We start from the raw sequence: 20,062 nt of genomic DNA on the forward strand, positions 1-20,062 counted from the left end.
ACATGCTCGATCGGCTGCAAGATCAGGATGCTTCGTTGGGACAATGTGAGATTGGTAAGGAAGACTCGCGTCCTTCACAAGACGCTGCCTACCCCGTGGATGAGCCAGCAGCAAGCTTGCCGTTCCCCTTCCTCCGACGTATGCTGCTGAGAGATGGAGGGAGAGGATCCGGTGGCGACCTTGGCTGACCGCTTGCTCCAGACACTCAAGAAGCACCGCTTTCAGCCAGTCACCCTGGAAGGGAACGGCTACGTCCTCGAAATCCGCCCCTATCATGGCAAGCTCGAGGCGGGCTTTATCCTGTGGCGCATGGAGGCGGGGCAGCTCGTGCCGGTGGCGAGCGGACATACTGAGAACCGGCATCTCCTGTCCGCCGAGGGTTTCGCGCTCCAGCTCCCACCCGATGTTGAACGCACTATTGCAAGCTTGCTCCAGCGCGGGCGATGATCCACGGGGACCCTCGGACGCTCGCTTCCTGTTCTTCGACGACTCGCGTCCATATCACCATACACAGTCTGCATGCATCGGACACCGCGCAGCAGCCTCTACGAAGGAGCGACTCAGCCTAGAACACGAGGAAGAACGGTGCTGGTTCGTGTCATCCCCGGAGCTCACGGAACTGCGGCTCATCTGCGACGAGCCTCAACGCGATGTCAAAGACGAGCACTGATCTGCCCCCACCACAGGAGCTCCGGGACCACGAGTGACATTCGCCCCCTGTGACTCTATTCCGCTGAGACCGAGCCTGGCACCATCCAGCAGCGGTAACCGGTGATCGTCATTTCCTCGCCTCTGAAAGTCAGATGCCCCTTCCTCCAAATACCCCGCTCCACGGTTGCCAGAATTGTCACCAACCACACGCCAGCTCCTCGTCATGCCCCCAGAGTCACCGGCGAATCTTCTCAGCGCTTGAATTCAATCGCCGCTCCCAGGAGACACCCGTCCGTCCTGCTCCCTGTCCGCCCAACTGTCCCTTCGCTGCCCCTGAAGCAGGGCAACGCACACCGGCTCCACGAACATCGTCCGCTGCCCGCCGCAGGAGGAGCCCGGTCAATCGACACGTGACACCAGGCTGGCCTCTTGCACAATGCTCGCGGCTGCCGTAGAGTCGGGCAGCGGACCGGAAGGGAGGGGGAAATGCGATGTAGGGGGTTACCGGTCTTCTCCGTCGAGCGTGGTTCCAGATCCTCGTGAGCGGTATTGTCCTCTTCTATGCCCTGAACCGCGTCCTGCAAGCGACTCAAAATCCGAATTTTGTCCCCACGCTGCTCGTTCTCGGTGCCTTCCTCGTGCCGGTTGTCCTAGTTCTCTGGGTCTACGAGCACCCACTCCCCGAGCCGATCCCCGCGAGTCCGGTCGTCTGGAATTTCCTCTGGGGTGGTGCGCTCGGCGTCATCGTCGCCGGCACGCTGGAATACGATACCTATCGGGCACTCGGCGTTCTCCCGCTCCTCGCCGTCGGCTTCATTGAGGGGTCGGCCAAGCTGCTCGTGTCCATTGTCTTTTTCCTCGGCTGGCGATACCGGTCGGAGATGGCTGGACTCTTGTTTGGATTGGCAAGCGGAATGGGATTCGCCTCACTGGAGACACTCGGATACGGCTTTACGGCGCTTCTCGCCTCACGTGGAAACATAGGCTTGGCTGAGTTTGTCCTACTCGTTCGTGGCCTTCTCTCTCCGGCAGGTCATGCGGCCTGGACTGCACTCGTGGCCTCCGCCCTCTGGCGGGAGCGCGCTCGTCACGGCCATGCCGGGCTGATCCGGGCGACGCTTGGTGCATTCCTCCTCGCCGTGGCCTTGCACACCCTTTGGGACACGTTCCAGATCATGAGTAGTGCGACTTTCGTCGATTGGCTCGGGGTCGAGCTGGTTAGCGGATTTATCGCCCTGCTCAGCATCACGTTGCTCGTCCGCCGCTATCGCGAGGCACGGCGTCAGGCTGTGGCCGCCGCCAGTGCCGCCAACGGATCCCACCGGAACGGATCGCCTTCGTAGACGGTCCGCCGTGCTAGACACCGCTCGACGAGTGCGGCCACGTCGTAGGCACGTTCGGCCGCTTCCGCCTGCTCGGTCGTCACGCGGGTCGCCGGATGGAGCGGGACGAAGACCGTGCAGCAGTCGTCGTCGGGGATACGGGAGACGCGCTCTGTCCCAATCCGCACTGCCTCGGCGATGATCTCGTCCTTATTGTTTCCAACAAGAGGTCGGAGTAACGGAAGATCGGTCACGGCACCAATCGCCCGCATATTCTCCAACGTCTGCGAGGCGACCTGGCCGAGACTCTCGCCGGTCACAATCGCTCCTGCGCCTTCCTCTCGGGCAATCTCCGTTGCAAGACGCAGCATAAGTCGCCGGTAAAGGACAACTCGCAACGATGCCTCAGCAGCCAACGCGATCTCTCGCTGCGCGTCGCCGATCGGCACGATCACCAGGCGGTTGTAGGGTGGCTGATAGCGCGAGAGATGTCGCGCGAGCTCGACGACCTTCTCAATTGAAATCGGTCGTACATACGGATAAGCATGGAAGTGGACGAAGGTCACAAAGCACCCGCGCTTCATCAGCCGGTAAGCTGCGACTGGCGAGTCGTACCCACCTGACAGGAGCGCAACGACGCGCCCGCTCACCCCCATCGGAAGCCCGCCGGGCCCCGGTAACGATTCACCGCTCACCAGTGCTCGATCGTAGAGCACCTCAACTTGGTAGGTAACGTCCGGACGTGTGAGATTGACGGGGGCACCAGTCCGCCTCTGCACAAAGCGCCCGAGTTCTCGCTCCAACTCTGGCGAAGTGAGGGGGAATGCCTTGTTTGTCCGCTTGACCCGAATGCGGAAGCTTCCCGGCGGTGGTCCCTGGCGCTCCAAGAGTTCGGCTAACCCTTGCTGCATTGCCTCGACGGTCAGCGCCGTCTCGAGACCAAGCGAGAAGTTCGCCACGCCAAAGACCCAGCGTAGCCGTTCTGCAACTTCCGGCCAAACCGAGGAGTCCTCCAGTCGAATGATGTAGCGCAGTGCGCGCTCTTGGAGGCGCGAGACGGGAAGATCGCGCAGCGCATAGCGAAGATTCTCGTACAGTGCACGCTTAAAGAAAGGACGGTTCTGCCCCTTCAGCGCCAATTCATGGACACGCGCGATGATGAGCGACGTCATCTGTCGGCTCATCGCTCACCTCCCGCGCCTCTCTCCCCAGCGCCGTGCGGCCGCTCCGAGCCTTTGGAACTCACTCGATACCGAGCCGCGCTCCGACGAGCTCGAGGAGTTCAGCGTCTTCCGGGAAGCGCTTCTTCGCCAGCTTGGAGAAGGCCAACTCGCCATCCACCCAGACCTCAAACCGACCGCCCGACGAGGGAACCAGCGTAATCTCGGCGAACTGGAGTTCGTATCGATCCAGCAGGAGTTCCACCGCACGGGTGGCACGTCCACGATACCCTCAACTCGTGCAGTACTCGATGCGAACCTGATGTCCCACTGTACCCCCTTCGAAGTCTCCAAGTGAGCCATTATACCCTTCTCCTGGGGAGGGAATCCTCACCCAGCGAGGGTGCCCTCTGCCTCACCGTGCTGACGGCGCAGCGCAGGCTGTCGCGCCTGCCGGTTCAAGCGTGGCACAGTTCTGTGCATGCACTGCCTCTTGCAGCACAGCGAGCTCGGCGTGAATCGAGACTACCCGACCAAGCTCTGGCGGTGGGCCTTCACAGTGCAACGCGTCTGCACTCCATCCACACCCCCAGCGGTTATCACTCACGACTGGTGGAGCTTGCATGCGCATCCCCAATGGCAAAAGGTCACTCACCACCACGGCCGACCAGCGCGACACGCAGCCCTCGGGACCGGCATTCTGTACTCTGATGCGGAGTGTCGCTCTCCATCGTGGCGTGGTACTGAATTCCTCACCAAGCTGAATCGCCTTCTCGAACCCAAACAGACAAGTGACTGGCGTTAGCGTGGCTGTCGGAGTGGGTAGCAGAGCACTCAAAGACACGCACCGCGCATCGTTCGCGGGGTCAGTATCTCCACTGACAGTAACGCGGGCACAATTCTCAAGCATTACGCCCGGTTCCACTGCTGCTGTGAAAACGAAATTGGCTGCATAACCAGGTGCCAGACTCTCCCCCGCGGTGCATGTTGTCCCGACGCAGTGCCAACCGCCCTGCCCACCCACTTCTGTCACCTGAACCTCAGCAAGCTGCCGCATTCCAACGGGCAGAGGATCGCTGACAACTGCGCCAGGAGAGCAGCTCCCGCTCCCCTGATTCCGCACTGTCAGGGTCACCACGACATTCGTCGTGCCAACCTGTTGGAACAACGACTTCTCCAGGGTGAGGTCACAGTAGCCTGCGGGTGTCGCTGGTGGAGGCGGTGGCTCGGTTGGTGTTGCCGTGGGCTGTCCTCGCGGTGGGATTCCGGGGGATGGAGTCGGAATCGATGGCTGCTCGGCCGCCACGGTCGCAGTGCTGGCCGGTGTCCCCCCCGGGACGACGAGCGTTAGCTCCGGGGTAAACGTTGGCACAGCCGTCGGACTCGGGAACGGTGTCGGGCGATTTGACGATTGCGTTGGGCTCCCGAAATCTGCTGTGCCGGTCGGCGTCGACACTGGTCCGATCGTTACGGGCGGCGTGTCACGGGCAATCAGTCTCCCCTCACACGCCGCCAGCAGGAAGGTCAGCAGCATGACAGTGAGGAAACGCACTCCCGTGTTCATCCGAGCCCTGCTTGTCACCCGATTCCTGTACTCAGATTGCTTCCGGAACGCACACCTCCACCCACATCATCTTGGCAATGATACTGTGTCGCCTCGCGACGGTCGCAAGAAGGTGAACTCCACAGCACCCAACCGTACCAACCCTCCAGGGATCTCTCAAAAGGCAGGTATCCAGCTTCACTGCACGGTCACGCAAAAGACATTGTTCCCTGGCGTTGGATCTTGCACGCCGGGGAGAAACGCCCGCACGCAGTTGGTCGCTGGCTTCTGAGTGACTGTTGCCGTGAAGGCGAACTGCACAGCCGATCCTGGCGCCAGTGTGCTCGTTGACGTGCAGGTCCCTCCTGAACCAGAGATGGTGCAGCTCCAACCACCGGGCGGCGTAACAGTCAACGGCCCACTGAACGTCATCGCTCCTTGGCTCACAAAGTCCGTGACCTGTACCCCCGCAGGGCACGGACCGCTCCCCTGATTCGAGACGAAGAGGATGACGGTATAGACCCCAGGCTGGTTCGTCGGCTGCATCACCTTATCGACAACAAGATCACAAATGCCGCTCGGTGTGGGCGTCGGCTGTGGTGTCGGCGTGGCAGTGGGCACCAGTGTCGCCGTTGGAGTGGGCGTCGGCTGTGGTGTCGGCGTGGCAGTGGGCACCAGTGTCGCCGTTGGAGTGGGCGTCGGCTGTGGTGTCGGCGTGGCAGTGGGCACCAGTGTCGCCGTTGGAGTGGGCGTCGGCTGTGGCGTCGGTGAGGGAGGCGGCACTGGTGTCGCGGTCGGTGTGGGACTCGGGGCCGGCGTGGCCGTTGCCGTTGGCAAGGGAGTCGGTGTCGAAGTTGGCAGCGGGACCACGGTGACCGCTGACCCACCAGGGCTCTTCTTTGGTGTCGGTGTTGGTGTGGGTAGCGGCTTTGGAGTCCACTGAAGGACGACTGTGGGAGGAATGACGATTGTCGGCGAAGGAGAACCAGCGGTATCCGTATCGATCGCCGTCGCCGGGCCGTGTGGAGTCGCCAAACCAGCAGTTGGCACCGGTACTTTCGTTGGTGTCGGGGCCGGTGCCGGCACACACACAACGAGGGTCAGCGATAAGACCTCGGTGCTGTCATGAACTTCGATATCAAGTTCACCATACGTATTCAGATCAGCCAGTGGCACACTCGTCGAGCTTATCGGACTCCAGCCATTCGCTGTGATCATGCTGTATCCCCCCATGGTCACTTGCACGAAGTTTGGAACAGTGCTTGCTGTCCAGGGGGATCCAAGAATAGAGGAGAACTGCCACCCGTCCGTTATGACAGACGGGTAAAGATGGTAGCGGATACGGATACCGTCATCCGAAGCTGCCCACGTAGCGATCGGACGAGCAACAACGGTTACCCAGTAGTAGACCACCGAACCAGCGCCCGGAATATTGGTGAATGTATGGAGCACCAGCTTGCCCGGCGCCGCTGGACTGGTCGGGAGCTGCGTGTAGTGCGGTGGATTGTTCAGGTCGCTAACCAGCTGCGGCCGTGGTTGTAACGGCCCCGGGCCAACGGTCATTGACAGTGGAGTCGCTCCGGGCGGGCAACTTGCCTGCGGCCCAACGATCGGGACCGTCGGGGTCGGTGTTGCCAGTGACCCACCTCCCAGCCAGCCGCACGCACCCAAGATGAATGCGATGGTCAGACCTGCCACAGCAAAGCCCCATGACCATGGCTGTTTCATGTCATCCCCCCAGGTTTGGTGAAGTCGTCCATTCCTGCTCTGCTCAGCGAAAATCGCAGCACTTCGACCAGGAGGCTTGGTCATGGAGCGATGTGCCTCGATCTCCCGCGTGTGCAGAGACGAATGGCCTTCTTGCCAGCTTTCCTCTGTATTGGCGGTTCGACGCCCCCTAAAATGGCTCCCACTCGTACGAATCAAAGCCGAAACGCTTGAGGTTCAAAGGCGCACATCGAGCAGTCGCAGGAAGCGTCGAGTACTCTGCATTCACCCCCTTTCCATCGTCAAGCAGCGAGCATCATGAGCACCCCACGGCAACATCTCGCACCAGGTATCGTTCATTGGGTTACCATCGCCCGTGTTTGCCACTGTAGCACAAAGCGTGATTGTGCCATTGAAAGTTCCCATTGCCTGAAAGCCCACCTGATACTGGGAAGCGAGAGGATTTCCAAGCAAGCCATTGACTGCCCCGCAGCTCGTACCCGTGCACGACCAGCATCCCGTGCCGTTGTCCTCGTACGCCGCACCCAAAGCGCCCAGCGCCGGTGATCCGGGAGGGTTTATGGCAAATTTCACCGTGGCCCCCGTCGGGCAGAAGCCACCACCAACATTCTCAAGCCCTACCCTAATCGCGTCGATTCCCGGAACAGTCTCTAACAGCTCGATGTTCACTGCACGATCGCACGCAGCGCCTGTTGGACTCACGGAGGTGTCGCCGCTTGATGGTGAGGTAGCCGTGGGCGAGAGAGTCGGCGACGGCGTTAACGTCGGGGTCATCGTCGCAGGCGTAGCTAGGACTACCCGCCAGGTTGTCAACGCAGGTGTCACGGGTGCAGTTGACGCCGCCGGAACGGTCGTGGTCACACTGATTGTGGCATCCGAGGCACTCGATCTCGTCGGGGTGGGCGGACTCCCACTGGGAGTAACCAAGAAGGACGAGCCGGCCTTCGGCACCACCGTGCGGTCTCCACGAGGGCTCGCTGCGGTCGGTGAGGCTCGCTTCAAATCCGCCGCAGGCCCAGACATCGTTGAACACGCTGAACCGCCACACGCTGTAAAACCAACAAGATGAAGGAGCGCGACCGCACGCGAGCAAGCAACCGACAACTGCATCTTGCACGACCTCCTCGTCTTTCGGCGCCCTTCGCATCGCGGTCGCGTCACGTTGTGCGCCGAAAACCTTGCCTCTCTCGGTAACACGAACCTATGGCCGCTCCAACACCCCAGTGACAGGACGATCGTAACTCAGCTTCTCTATCTGCCCGCCAGAGACCCTCAAGGATACTTTCAGCACGCCACCCTTACGCGACGGAGCAGTCTTGCTTCGTAGACGAAGAAACCACCGGTATAGCGCCAACAAAGAGTACCTCCTGCTCCCAGCCCACGGACCATCAGCATCGGGAGCCACTCGTGCAGCTTCGTCTATCAACGCTTGATTCCCTGCAGCATGGGCCCACCTCCCAACAGCACGTGCAATGCTCAAACGCTCTGCACCGTCCTGGTCTCTGTCGCTCACGCCCGCACCGACTGTCCGCCCACACTCTCTTCGGATCAGGTCCGTCAACTTTGGCGCGCCTACGAGCGGATCCTGACAGAACCACTGCTGCGCTTTTCACCCCTTTCAACGTTGGAGGAGGCCCAACGCTTACAAGCCCGCACGAGCCGAGGAGTGAGCCACCTGTCGCATCCCTGAGGAGTACGCTCTCGCAGCGACACGCTGCTTTATTCCCCGCCGGGAAAACCGCCGGTCATGAGCTGCATTTCTTCACAGCAGCTTCCTTACCCCCGACAAGAGAGCCGTCACAGCGACCTGCTTCTGGGTCTGTGCGGGGAGCAAAGAAGAGGTCCCACTCGGCGATATCTCGCCTGCCAGCGCCAAGGAAGGGCCATGAATCGGCCTGGACGCCGATGTTGACAGAGTGACCACGGAAGACAGGGACCGTCCCGGTACGGGGCGCTGCTGCTCTTGGGCAACACCGCACAAAGGCGAATCCGTTCGCAGGCTTTATCGGAACTCGGGTTCAGCCGCACTGGAGCTCGAGCGTGTGCTCCTGACCACGTGCAACCTCCAGACGTCGAGTTCCTTGGTCGAGGAGCGGAATACCGTCCCAGGTCACTGCAGAGAGGGGTGCGACGAACTGAATGTGCACGGGCACGCCAGCAAGCGCAAACATCGCCCCCTCACGGGTGACAGTCACCGGGAAGCTTCCCACGGGGAGTCGGAAGCGGGTCGGTTGCTCTTGTTTGAACTCCGCTGGAACACCCAAAAGCTCCGCCACCAAGGCAGCCGGACCATCCCATTCCAGGGTCAGTGGTGAACATCCGCGGGTCACGGCCGTTACGGGTGCTGTGCCCATTACAAGCCAACCACCAACGGCACCGACAACCATCACGATGGCTGCAATCGTTCCCAGAAGCGCTTTGCCAGTCCCGCTACCAATGAGCCAGTGTCGAAACTGCTGGACCGTCGTCGGAACACTGCTCATCGGCACGGCGCCCAACGCCTGCTGCACCGCAGCATCCATGGTGGCACGAAGCTCCGGAGAGGGCATGATCGGAGCCAAGGCGGGAAGGAGTTCTGCCGCGGTCACCACGCGGCGACGATTCCGCTGACAGATTTCACACTGCTGGACATGACGAGCCACCGTCCGACGCAGCTCCGGTGTCAATCCGGCAGGCAACTTCACATCGCCCAGCAGATGGTCAAGTTCAGAACACTCCTGCCGACCATGCCGCGCCAAGAGAAGGACCGTGAAACTCTCCTCGAGGGCATCACGCAGTCGGCTCAGCCGCGTATTGATGGCCCCACGCCGCGCCCCCACCGCCTGGGCCACCTCCGCGGGCATCAGATCCTGTCGCAGTGAGAGATCGAGCAGTGCGTAGTCATTCGGATTCAGTCCACGCGCCGCCTGCCACACCAGCTCCGCGAGCTCGGCCCGCTGAGCGGTCTCTTCCGGCTCCGCCTCGGGACCAGTTGCTGGGAGTTCTGGCTCCCATTCCTCACCCTCAGGTGTGGTAAGGCGTGAGAAGGTCGTCGTCCGTTGACGACGCAGATGGTCGACTGCCGTATTTCGGGCAATCGTGAAGAGCCAGGCGCGGAGTGAACCGTGGAAGCGGCGTGCCCGCAGGCTGGTGAGCGCCTTGACGAACGTCTCCTGAGTGACATCAGCTGCTACCTCACGGTCACCGACGAGCCGCGCCACGAAGTCGTACACCCGATTGACGTAGCGTTCATAGAGGATGGCGAACGCTTCCGAACTTCCAGCCAGGTACGCCTCAACCAGCTGATCATCAGTGGCTGTACGGAGATCAAACTTGGGCACAGCCATCGCGTCGTCTCTCAGTTCCCTTCTTGGTTGCTCTCCCTCTCCTTGAGCCCGACAATCCTACCACCCCGAACGGAGAAGTTTGTTCTTTCACAGCGGTGCTTGTGACACCAACGCAGACAACTGGCACTGTATTCCATGTCACAGTGATCGGGATACTTCCCATTTTCGGTTTGCCACGGATCACCCACCATGCGGATGGGTCTCCTGGCCAAGACAGACGCCCATCAACATCACCGCAGAAGCGCAAACGGCTCGCCATCCCTTGCTGAGCGCGGTATCCTTCCCCGCTTGGGAAGAGAGTGTCAGTGCCCGGCGGCGGGAGGAGTCATGATGCGCATCATGAAGTTCGGCGGCACGTCGGTCGGGAACGCCCCAGCAATTGAGCGGGTGGTCCACATTCTTCGCGAGGCTTACCAGACTGACGGACGACTTGTGGCAGTCGTTTCCGCCATGAGCGGCGTGACCAATCAGCTCATCGCCGCCGCTCAGACGGCCGCCGAGGGCGACGAACGCGCAGCGGCGGAGCTGCAACGCGAACTCCTGGAGCGGCACCAAGCCGTCGCCGCCGAACTCATCCCGACCCCCGCACGTCGTGAGGCCACTGTTGCCCGCTTGGCCGACCTCGCAGGCCGTTGTGCCCGCCTCGTCGAGTCGGTGCACGTCCTGCGAGATCTTTCGCCACGTGCCCAGGACTGGATCGTCTCCTTTGGTGAACGCATGAGTGCGGTCCTTGTCGCTGCCGTGCTGGAAGAACGGGGTATCCCAGCTGTCCCTGTTGACAGCGACAAAGTCATCGTCACTGACGATCACTTTGGGAGCGCCAATCCGCTCCTCGAGGAAACACGCGCCCGCGCCGAGGCGGCACTCCTCCCTCTTCTGGAAGCCAGGAAACTCCCCGTCGTCACCGGCTTCTTCGGCGCAACGCCGAAGGGCGCCGTCACCACGCTCGGCCGCGGTGGCTCCGATTTCTCCGCCTCAATCCTGGCACACGCTCTTGAGGCCGACGAGGTTTGGATTTGGACCGACGTCGACGGTGTCATGACGGCCGATCCGCGGCTTGTCCCGAGCGCCCGCACACTCCCTGCGATCTCTTTCGCCGAAGCGACGGAACTCGCCTACTTCGGCGCCAAGGTCATTCACCCGCGGACGATGCAGCCGGCCGCCGAGCGTGGCATCCCAATCTGGATCAAGAATACGTTCAACCCCGAGCATCCTGGCACGCGTATCGGCCCAGACACCAGCATGAACGGCTCGGTAGTCAAGGCCATCACCGCCATTCCGGGCGTCAGTGTCGTAACCGTCGAAGGCTCCGGCTTCCTCAGCGTCGCCGACGTCACTGCGCGCGTGTTCGAGACTATCGGACGCACCGGGGTCAATGTCTTTATGGTTTTCCAGGCCTCCTCGCAGCACAGCCTGGGCTTCGTTGTGCGGCGCACCGATGCGAGCAAGGTTCTGCGAGCACTGGAACGTGAGTTCGAACTTGACCTTCTCAAGGGACGCGTCGCCCGGATCTGGGAAGAACCCGGAATGGCAATCGTCGCGGTCGTTGGTGCTGGGATGCGCGGCACCCCAGGTGTGGCCGGCCGCGTCTTCGGAACACTCGGCCAGCACAGGATTAATATCGTGGCGATCGCCCAGGGCTCCTCAGAGCTCAATATCTCGTTCGTCATCCGGGAGGATGAGGTCGCACGGGCCGTGCCAGCAATTCACGATGCCTTCGGCCTCGGTGGCTCGCCGGCTGACTGATCCTGATCTCTGGCCATCTCCTCCCCCTGCTCGCGACGCCACGACCATAGTGCCCAGCCGATGAGCAGAGCCGGGAGGACAACAAATCCGAACACAAAGACCAGCGTACCTGGGCTCGTCCAGTCGATCGTCACCGCTCCTGACAAGACTCCTCGTCTTCCTTTGCCCAGCTGCTGCCAGCGAGCCAGGCCTTTCCAGGATAGCTTCAGCCTCGCCGCTCTGCTCGGACCCGGTGCACCTCGCATTCTTGGCTCTCCGTCCTTTTGCCTTCGGCGACACGCCTGAGCCCTTACACCCGCCCCCATGCAATGCCTGCCTGCGTCATCGGTCGGCTCCCGCCGGCACACAACACGCCCTCCTACAGAAGGTCGTGAACAGGAAGTTCAGCCGCTGAAGCACACGCATACGCTTCAACTGCCTCACGACTGTCCGTTTCCACAGCATCCCTCTCTTCCGAGACGGCATTCTCTTCTGACAGAGTCGTGCTTTCCACCGCCGTTCACTCGTATTCACGGTAAGCCCTCTCCGGTACGCAGCTCTCCACAGGAGGACGGCGCCCGGTCTCTCGTGCAACGTCACGTCCGTACCGGGAGGCCAACGTTGTGTGCAAGACGATAGAGCCGTCCGACGCTCGACGCCCTCGGCTGATCGCTCCTGAAGGAGCAGTGGAAGGGATACAACGTCGCGACCACGTGGACGGCGAATCGGGGAAACGAGCTACCAGCCAAGACGTGGAGCGCTCGGACCATTGCCTAAGCCAAAGGTCTTACTCGGCAGAGAAACCGAAGATGGGTGATCACGTCAAGACGTGATCGGCCGCAATGTGAGGCCTGCAGAGCCTCTCCTGCGCAAAGCACTGAAGATTCAACGCCCAATGCAAAGACCCGAATCGACACATCTTTTCTCAAGCATGGAACGCACAACCCGGGTACCATTCCCGTGAAACGGGCTGCTCACCGAGGGATGGGATGATGGACACGCTCGCACTGCTCGCCCTTGTTCTCCTCCTCGCTGGGCTGCTGACCGGACTTGTCAGCGTGCTTCTCCGACAGTTCGGCATTGCCCCCGCTCGCCCTGACGAGCGCGCCCGGGGGATCGAGCTGCTGGTCGAGCGGCTCCGTGAGCACTTCGAGGCGCGCCGTTAGCCGTCCTGGTCTTCGTGTTGCTCCGGTTCCGGGTCGGCTGCTTGAGCCTGTCCACGCTGCTCCTCGCGCTCCTCGCGGCGTCCAAAGTCGCGCATGCGCTCGGCATAGTCACGGAGCCGGTCCATGACTCGCCGATGTACCGTACCCTCAGGGTAGGTACCATCTGGCTGACGTTCTCCGGCGGGCACTCCTGTGAGGATCTCGATCCCCTGGTCAACCGTCTCCACCGCCCAAATGTGGAAGCGTCCCTCCGCCACTGCCTGAATCACTTCCTCGTCCAGCATCAGGTGCTGGACATTCGCTGCCGGGATGATGACACCTTGCTCCCCGGTCAGCCCTTGCTCTTTACAAACAGCAAAGAACCCCTCGATCTTCTCATTGACCCCACCGATCGCCTGGATCTCCCCGTATTGGTTCACCGAGCCGGTCACTGCGATCCCCTGCTTGATCGGTAATCCAGAGAGTGCAGAGAGGAGTGCATAGAGCTCGGTCGAGGAAGCTGAGTCACCTTCAATCTCCTCGTAGGCCTGCTCAAAGGTGATCGAGGCGCTGATAGCCAGCGGGAAGTCCTGCGCATAGGCACCAGCGAGATAGTTCGAGAGAATCAAGAAACCCTTGGAGTGGATGGGACCGGAGAGCGCAATCTCCCGCTCTATACTGACCAGATTTCCACGTCCCAGTGAGACACGCGCCGTCACCCGTGAGGGTTTGCCAAACGCAAAGTCACCGAGCTCGATCACCGCCAGCCCGTTGATCTGACCGACTCGCTCACCTCGGGTCAAAATCTTTAGCGTCCCCTCAACAATTAGTTCACGCACCCGCTCGGCTATGAGATCGGAGCGATACCGCTTCTTGCGGATCGCAGTCTCCACGTCTTCGGCCGTCACGATGTCCCGGCCGGCCTTTCCTGCCCAGTAGCTGGCTTCGGCGACCAGATTACCGATTTCGAGCAGCTGCGACGAGAGCTTGCGCTGGTGCTCTACTTGTCGCGCCCCATACTCGATGACCCGAGCAACTGCACTCCGGTCAAAGTGCCGGAGCCCCTGCTCCCGCACCACGCGGCTGATGAACGCCGCATAGCCCATGACATGCTGGTCGCTCCAGTCCATATCAGGCGCAAAGTCAGCCCGCACACGGAAGAGCTCCCGGAAGTCATCGTCATATGCCGAGAGAAGGTAGTACAGAAGCGGCGAGCCGAGGAGCACGACCTTCACGTCAAGCGGAATCGGGTCGGGACGAAGTGCAGCAGACGGCAGCACCGCGTACTGCTGACCAAGGTTCTCAATGACCACGCGCCCCGTGATGAGCGCCCGCTTGAGCGCATCCCAGGCAAACGGGTTCGAAAGAAGCTCAACAGTATGAAGGACAAGATAGCCCCCGTTCGCCCGGTGCAACGCTCCAGCACGGATCTGGCTGAAGTCCGTCACCATCGCACCGAAGGTCGCGCGATAGTCGATCCGCCCAACCAGGTTGTAGTACGACGGATTACGCTCAAAGATAACCGGCGCGCCGCGCGTCTGGCTATTGTCCACAAAGACGTTCACGCGATAGCGCGCCAGATGCTCCTGCTGCTGGAGGGCTTGGAGCTGGGCAATTGGCGCCGGCACACCAGGAAGCTGCGGTGGGAAGAAGTCGTGGAGATGTTCCGGGATGTCCTCTCGCACTTGCTCAAGAAACTGCAGCACCTGCGGCAAATCGTGATAGCGTTCGCGGAGCTCTTCAAAGAGCCCACCCACCGCAAAGAGTGCGACCTCACGGTCAAGCTGACGCAAACGTTCTGCGGTCTCCCGCTCCAGGCGCCGCACTTCACGCAGAGCATCTGCGACTCGATCGTGAATTTGGTGATTCCGGCGCTCGAGCTCCGCGCGCACTGGCTCCGGGAGCCGCTCGTACTCTTCTGGCGCGAGCGGACGCCCCTGAACCACTGGAACGCTGATGACACCAGCCGGCGTGAGCTCGACCGCAAAGCCCAACTGCTGTGCGAAGTGTTGCACTCCTTCCCACAGACGTTCCCGCTCCTGGTTGAGTCGTTCCACAATAGCACGGCGTCGTCGGTCATACTCCTCGCTCTCGAACGCTCGCGGGATCGCTTGCTGAGCTGCGCGGAGAAACTCGTCCATGTCGCGCGCGAGCTGCGCCCCACGTCCAGCAGGCAGAGAGATCGCGACCGGTCGCTCTGGATCCTGGAAGTTATGCACATACACCCAGTCGGGTGGCGTCGGACGCGTGGCCGCGATCTGCTCCACGAGGCGCAACACCGTGCTTTCGCGTCCTGATCCAGGCCGTCCCGCCACGTAGACGTTGTATCCATAGGTTGGAACCTCGAGCCCAAACTCAAGTGCCTCCAGCGCTCGTGGCTGTCCCACTGTCCCCGCGATCGGCTCAACGTCAGCCGTCGTCTCGAAGGGCAACATAGCTGGATCAAGGCGCCGTCGTAGTCGCTCAACCGGGACCCTAAGCTCGGTGAGAACACCGCCAGTCGGCTCCTGCATGTCAACCCCCCCTTCCCAACATCTAGGCTGACATTGCGCTCTTCAGCCGGACGCGCCCGGCGGTGTCAAGAAGAGTCCCACCACGGCTGACGCCACATACGCGAGCACAGCAACGAGCACGGCGCGCAGCGTCCCCACCAAGAGCGTCTCCCGCAGGGCAATGAGCGACGCGAAGAAGACCCAGACGAACGCGAGCGGCACAACCACGATCTGCAGCGCCGGCACCACGCCGAACACAAGAAGCAGCGAAGGGGTGAGCGCAAAACCGAGCGTCCGAACGAGCGCCCCCAGCGTTGCGTCGGTTGCCGGCCCTGGTAGTGCCTTGGTTCCAAAGATGTATGCTGCAACGACAAAGATGATCCAGGAGACATAGGCAGATGCCGCGAGAACACCAAATGCCGTCAGGCCTCCGGTAGGAAGCCCAACCACCCCCGCAGCCAATGCACACAGTGCTACAACTAAAAGCGCCGGGACCGTTGCTGCCGGATCTTCCTTCAATTCCCGGTAGATGGCCGGGTCAAGCCGCAGGGCACCGATAATCCGCCTGAGCATCTCTCCCCTCGTCCACTAGCGCCGCTCACGCGGCCAGCCATATTCCTTCACGATCCAGGCATAGAGCGGGGGTACATCGAGGAACTCAACCCGAAGGCCAAGTGTCCGCGCCTCAATGAGGAACGACTTTAAGCGCTCCGGATCACGATAGAGCCGTTCCGGCGAGTCGGCGAGAACGACCGCAATCTCGCGAAGCCACATTGCTGTCCGCAGCCCCTTGAGCGCCGGCCGCTCTTCCGGAAACTCCGGGAGAATCTCGCGAAAAACGCGTGCGACCGTGTACCTCGCCTGTTGTGCGTAGTTCCGCAGTCGCCGCTCCTGCTCGGCGAGCTCGTCTTCTGGCGCCGGCCGCCGCTTTGCTTCTTTCGGATCGCTTGGCACGCGGGCCGAGAGAAAGAGCGCTGCTGTCTCGCCGCTCATCGTCCGACTCGTTTCATCGGTAGCACACCAACCGTTCAGCCGCGCTCACCGTGGTAGATGCCGCGGTACCCTTCGGTGACCGGCTGCTCGAGCCGGTGAAACACGAGCTGCGCCACCCGTGCCCAGCGCTGCAGTCGGAACCCCGCTGGGTTGTACACCACCAGTAGGGCCACACCCTGCCCGCTGTATCCAGCATCCCATACAGCGGTGTGCAATGCCACTCCACAACGGAGCAGACTTGATCGCGGTCGCGCATACGCCATACAGTCACGCGGCAGCGAGACGGTTTCAGTGAAGCGCAAAAGATATGGCCCCGGCGAAAGCTCCCACCAGCCTTCGGCATCTGGCTCCAGCGGCTCGAACATCGGCAAGCGTCGCTCCGCCTCGTGCACCCCTATCTGGCCAAGCCCGGCGAAACGGGCCACCGCCGCGGCGGTGAGATCGATCCCATGTGGCTGGAGCTGCTCTTCCGGTGCCGGGAGCTCTTGTACGAGCGGTGGATCGCCCGCGAGCAGCGCAGCCAGTTGCTCCCGGCTCAGCACTCCGTCACGCTCCGGCATCGCGAACCTCCAAAACCATCGGCTGAGCACGGAAGGGATGACCGATCTTGCGGATCGTTCGCTGGTGCTCTGGAAGTTCCGCCCAAAGATGGAGCGGGCTTGGCTCCGTTCTTGGCAGGATGCGGCCATTGACCATCGTTACGGTGTTGATGAGCAGTTGACGGCCCTGGCGCGCCTGCAGAGCAACATCATAGAAGGTGAAGTTCCCATCGATGAGGCGGAAGAGTGCGATGTCCGCCGGTGTCCCCTCGGCCAGACACCCTAACTCGGGTCGGCCAAGAAGCTGGGCCGGCCGCACTGTCACCCGCTCAATGACTTCAGGCAAGCTCAAGCCCAGAGCCAGGAACTTGGAGAGCGTGGTCGGTAAGTCGAACATCGGTCCCTGGATCGCCAGCTGATGGATATCGCTCGAGATTGTGTCCGGCAAGATCCCTTCAGCCAAGAGTGCCTCGGCTACCGTAAAGTTGAACGATCCAGCGCCGTGTCCAACATCAAGCACCAACCCTCGCTCGCGTAGCGAGCGAATGGTGGGATGAAGCTTCCCCTCTGGCGTGAGGATACGCATAGTAGCGCCGGTGAAGCAGTGAGTCAGGATATCGCCCGGGCGCAAGAACGCTGCAACCTCGTCGATCGTCGGTGGGCCATCGCCAATGTGCACCATCAGGGGCACACCGAGCTCGTCGGCGAGTTTGCGCGCCAACTCGAGCGGCCGGATACCGACACCCCGCGTGGTGTTTGTGTCGATGCGCGCTTTGACCCCAAGAATCACATCTCGATTGGTCTCGATCATCCGCGCTGCCAACTCCACGTCACAGTAGTCCAGATTGGCAAACTCCCAGGTCGGTGCAACCAGCCCAATCGAGGACAGGTTCAGGAACGCAAAGATTCGTACCCGACTCGGCTCAATCACGTAGCGGCGCAGCCCCGGGAAGGTGTACGCACCAGCACTCCCGACGTCGAGCCATGTCGTGACGCCGGTCCGGGAAGCTACCGGATCAGCCTCGATCCCCCAGTAGGTCGCTCCCCAGTAGACGTGTGTGTGCAAATCGATCAGTCCGGGAGTCACCAACTGTCCACGCGCGTCCACCACCTGCTCAGCTACGGAGCCGGCAAGTGACGGAGCGACGCGGGCAATACGCCCTTGGCGAATTCCGATATCGAAGCGACCAAAGCGCCCCGTTCCCGGATCAATCAGATCCCCGCCGAGGATCAGTGTGTCGAAGTGTTCTCGCTGCTCCTCCAGCATGACGGCATTCCTCGCTTTGCCCGTTTCATCCTCCTGACCTGCCTTGGATCCCTCGAATCCACTGAGACCGGCAAGGCGCAAGCCTGGCTCACTACCCTTGAGGCAATGCTCGCCCATCCGGGCACCGACCGTCAATGAGGAGGCGTGCATCGCCGGTCACAGTATTCCGTCGGCAGCAGTCCTCCCACTGCCCCCCGTGACAACGCGAAGCATGCAGGCACACCGCCAAAGCCTTCGTCACCCTCTTGACACCCGCATACTTTGCCAACTATAGTGCTGGGAAAGCTCACGGCTAAAGCGACAAGCGAGAAGGGACGGTCACCCATGTCGCGCGAGCGGTTTCCGTACCCCTGGGAAGTGCCGACACCCCATGGTGCCGAGGGCTGGGAGGAGATGTACCCATACTACCTGATCTCCCGACCCGAGACACACGAAGTCGAGCGAAAACTCTTTTGGATCGCCGATAAGATCCACAATCCGTACGTCTGTGTCCCGTTCGATATCCTGCCTCATGAGGCTTGGGGTGTTGCCATCTCACAGTATACCAACCGTACGTTCGTCATTCCCGGCGCTCGGGGGATCGAGCGCCGACTCATCAATGGCTATCTCTACCTGGGCTTCGTCCCAGTTGAGGATCCGCAGGAGATCGAACAGCGTGTTGCCTATTTCCAACGCCGTGCTGGGTACTACTATGAGCATTGGAATCAGCTCTACGAGCAGTGGAAGCGTGAGCTTGAGGGCATTATCCACGAGATGGAGCAGCTGAGTTTCCAGCCGCTCCCGGAGTTTGAACCAGAAGAGGACGTGTTCACCCGCAAGCTTGGGCGCTCGCACCACTTTTACCACACCTATCGAGCCCTAATTGACCGCGTCTTCCAACTCTACCAGCGTCACTTTGAGTTCCTCAACATCGGCTATGCGGCCTATCTGACCTTCTTCTCGTTCTGCAAGCAAGCGTTCCCCGAGATCTCTGACCAGACAATCGCTCGGATGGTCGCCGGCATCGACGTTATCCTCTTCCGTCCCGATGACGAACTCCGCAAGTTGGCAACCAAGGCCCATCAGCTCGGCCTCAGCCAACGCTTCTTGGCCACCCCCATCGACCAACTCGACCAGCTGCTCACCACGCTCGGCGATACCCCGGAAGGGCGAGAATGGCTTGCTGCCTTCGAGGCAGCCAAAAATCCCTGGTTCTACTACTCGTCCGGGAGCGGTCTTTACCATGACCACATCTCCTGGATTGATGACCTGCGCCTTCCGCTCGCGACGATCCGCGACTACATCAAACAACTCACCACTGGCCAATCAGTCGAGCGTCCCTTGGAGCAACTCCGCGCGGAACGCGAGCGGATTGCAGACGAGTATCGGCAACTTCTTCCCTCCGATGCGGAGCGCCAGCAGTTCGATCAGCTTCTCCAACTCGCACGCACCGTCTTCCCCTTCGTCGAGGAACACAACTTCTATGTCGAGCACTGGTCTGGAACAATTTTCTGGCGCCATATGCGGCAGCTGGGCCGGATCCTGGCCGATGCTGGGGCAATCGACCAGCCGGGTGATGTCTTCTACTTCAACCCCTACGAACTCGAGCGCTTCCTTTTCGATTTCACCTCGGCCTGGGCCACCGGCATTCCCGTGCGCGGTCGGCAAGAGTGGAAAGATCGCATCGCACGCCGCAAAGAGATCATCGCTGTCCTCCGTGAGTGGACACCCGTCCCCTGTCTCGGTGATGCTCCTGAGACCGTGAGCGATCCCTTTGCGATCATGCTCTGGGGAGTCACAACCGATCGGGTACGGGAGTGGCTTCGCGGAGAAGTCGGCGGCGGAGCTGTTCTCACCGGTGTTGCTGCCGCTCCAGGCATTATCGAGGGACCTGCCCGGGTCGTCCGTGATGAGAGTGAGTTACCGATGGTGGAAATCGGTGAAATCCTTGTCTGTCCGATCACTGCACCGTCCTGGGGGCCAACGCTCGCGAAAGTCAAGGGTGTCGTGACTGATATTGGTGGGATGATGAGTCACGCCGCGATCATTTGCCGTGAGTACGGTGTCCCGGCAGTCGTCGGCACGGCTTACGCCACAACAACCATCCGCACTGGGCAACGGATCCGGGTCGACGGCAACCGCGGAGTCGTCGAAGTGCTCGAGGCATGAGGGATAGGATCGCGATCCGTAGG

The 20,062-nt window shown here is 61.3% G+C and carries 15 protein-coding genes and 1 pseudogene; 6 read left to right on the forward strand and 10 right to left on the reverse strand.

Annotated elements, in window-relative coordinates; translation table 11 throughout:
* Positions 1-171: 171 nt before the first annotated feature.
* Both NET03_RS09990 and NET03_RS09995 read left to right on the forward strand, forming a co-directional pair.
* On the forward strand, positions 172-447 hold the full coding sequence (locus NET03_RS09990; RefSeq protein WP_252128771.1) for a hypothetical protein: 276 nt from the start codon (positions 172-174) through the stop codon (positions 445-447).
* 743 nt (positions 448-1,190) lie between these two features.
* Positions 1,191-1,994 (forward strand): PrsW family intramembrane metalloprotease, encoded by an 804-nt coding sequence (locus NET03_RS09995; RefSeq protein ID WP_252128772.1) that lies wholly within the window; start codon positions 1,191-1,193, stop codon positions 1,992-1,994.
* On the opposite strand, the gene thiI is transcribed toward NET03_RS09995, so the two are convergent.
* From thiI to NET03_RS10015, 4 genes and pseudogenes are all read right to left on the reverse strand, one after another.
* On the reverse strand, positions 1,934-3,157 hold the full coding sequence (thiI, locus tag NET03_RS10000) for a tRNA uracil 4-sulfurtransferase ThiI (RefSeq protein ID WP_252128773.1): 1,224 nt from the start codon (positions 3,155-3,157) through the stop codon (positions 1,934-1,936). The two genes, NET03_RS09995 and thiI, sit on opposite strands and share 61 nt — an antisense overlap.
* 58 nt (positions 3,158-3,215) lie before the next feature.
* Positions 3,216-3,413, reverse strand: a pseudogene (locus NET03_RS10005) (Rdx family protein); the annotation flags it as partial.
* A 135-nt stretch (positions 3,414-3,548) separates the two neighbouring features.
* Entirely contained in the window at positions 3,549-4,697 is a 1,149-nt protein-coding gene (locus tag NET03_RS10010; protein WP_252128775.1) for a hypothetical protein, read from the reverse strand.
* A 177-nt stretch (positions 4,698-4,874) separates the two neighbouring features.
* On the reverse strand, positions 4,875-6,404 hold the full coding sequence (locus tag NET03_RS10015; protein ID WP_252128776.1) for an autotransporter: 1,530 nt from the start codon (positions 6,402-6,404) through the stop codon (positions 4,875-4,877).
* A gap of 733 nt (positions 6,405-7,137) precedes the next feature.
* On the opposite strand from NET03_RS10015, the gene NET03_RS10020 reads away from it, so the two are divergent.
* On the forward strand, positions 7,138-7,473 hold the full coding sequence (locus NET03_RS10020) for a hypothetical protein (protein ID WP_252128777.1): 336 nt from the start codon (positions 7,138-7,140) through the stop codon (positions 7,471-7,473).
* A gap of 949 nt (positions 7,474-8,422) precedes the next feature.
* Here NET03_RS10020 and NET03_RS10025 read toward each other — a convergent pair.
* On the reverse strand, positions 8,423-9,730 hold the full coding sequence (locus tag NET03_RS10025) for a sigma-70 family RNA polymerase sigma factor (RefSeq protein WP_252128778.1): 1,308 nt from the start codon (positions 9,728-9,730) through the stop codon (positions 8,423-8,425).
* Positions 9,731-10,060: 330 nt separating this feature from the next.
* On the opposite strand from NET03_RS10025, the gene NET03_RS10030 reads away from it, so the two are divergent.
* The gene (locus NET03_RS10030; RefSeq protein ID WP_252128779.1) at positions 10,061-11,476 is read left to right on the forward strand and encodes an aspartate kinase; all 1,416 of its coding nucleotides are present in this window, start codon (positions 10,061-10,063) and stop codon (positions 11,474-11,476) included.
* 968 nt (positions 11,477-12,444) lie between these two features.
* Complete coding sequence (locus NET03_RS10035) at positions 12,445-12,621, forward strand: hypothetical protein (protein ID WP_252128780.1); 177 nt, start codon at positions 12,445-12,447, stop codon at positions 12,619-12,621.
* Here the strand turns inward: NET03_RS10035 and NET03_RS10040 are convergent.
* Genes NET03_RS10040 through NET03_RS10060 form a run of 5 tightly spaced genes read right to left on the reverse strand, consistent with a single transcriptional unit; the run spans position 12,618 to position 17,891 of the window.
* Positions 12,618-15,113 (reverse strand): Lon protease family protein, encoded by a 2,496-nt coding sequence (locus NET03_RS10040; RefSeq protein ID WP_252128781.1) that lies wholly within the window; start codon positions 15,111-15,113, stop codon positions 12,618-12,620. The two genes, NET03_RS10035 and NET03_RS10040, sit on opposite strands and share 4 nt — an antisense overlap.
* 42 nt (positions 15,114-15,155) lie before the next feature.
* Positions 15,156-15,665 carry a YIP1 family protein gene (locus NET03_RS10045; RefSeq protein WP_252128782.1) on the reverse strand — a complete coding sequence of 170 codons (510 nt, stop codon included), beginning with the start codon at positions 15,663-15,665 and terminating at the stop codon, positions 15,156-15,158.
* Positions 15,666-15,680: 15 nt separating this feature from the next.
* Entirely contained in the window at positions 15,681-16,085 is a 405-nt protein-coding gene (locus tag NET03_RS10050) for a recombinase family protein (RefSeq protein ID WP_252128783.1), read from the reverse strand.
* Between the two features lie 35 nt (positions 16,086-16,120).
* Complete coding sequence (locus NET03_RS10055) at positions 16,121-16,645, reverse strand: deoxyuridine 5'-triphosphate nucleotidohydrolase (RefSeq protein ID WP_252128784.1); 525 nt, start codon at positions 16,643-16,645, stop codon at positions 16,121-16,123.
* A complete protein-coding gene (locus NET03_RS10060; RefSeq protein ID WP_252128785.1) occupies positions 16,632-17,891 on the reverse strand; it encodes an amidohydrolase/deacetylase family metallohydrolase in 1,260 nt (419 codons plus the stop codon). Before NET03_RS10060 ends, NET03_RS10055 begins: the two co-directional genes overlap by 14 nt.
* Before the next feature lie 324 nt (positions 17,892-18,215).
* On the opposite strand from NET03_RS10060, the gene NET03_RS10065 reads away from it, so the two are divergent.
* A complete protein-coding gene (locus tag NET03_RS10065) occupies positions 18,216-20,039 on the forward strand; it encodes a PEP-utilizing enzyme (RefSeq protein ID WP_252128786.1) in 1,824 nt (607 codons plus the stop codon).
* Positions 20,040-20,062 lie beyond the last annotated feature (23 nt).

Origin of the sequence: Thermomicrobium sp. CFH 73360 (assembly GCF_023806465.1) — a bacterium.
Classification (GTDB): Bacteria; Chloroflexota; Chloroflexia; order Thermomicrobiales; family Thermomicrobiaceae; genus Thermomicrobium.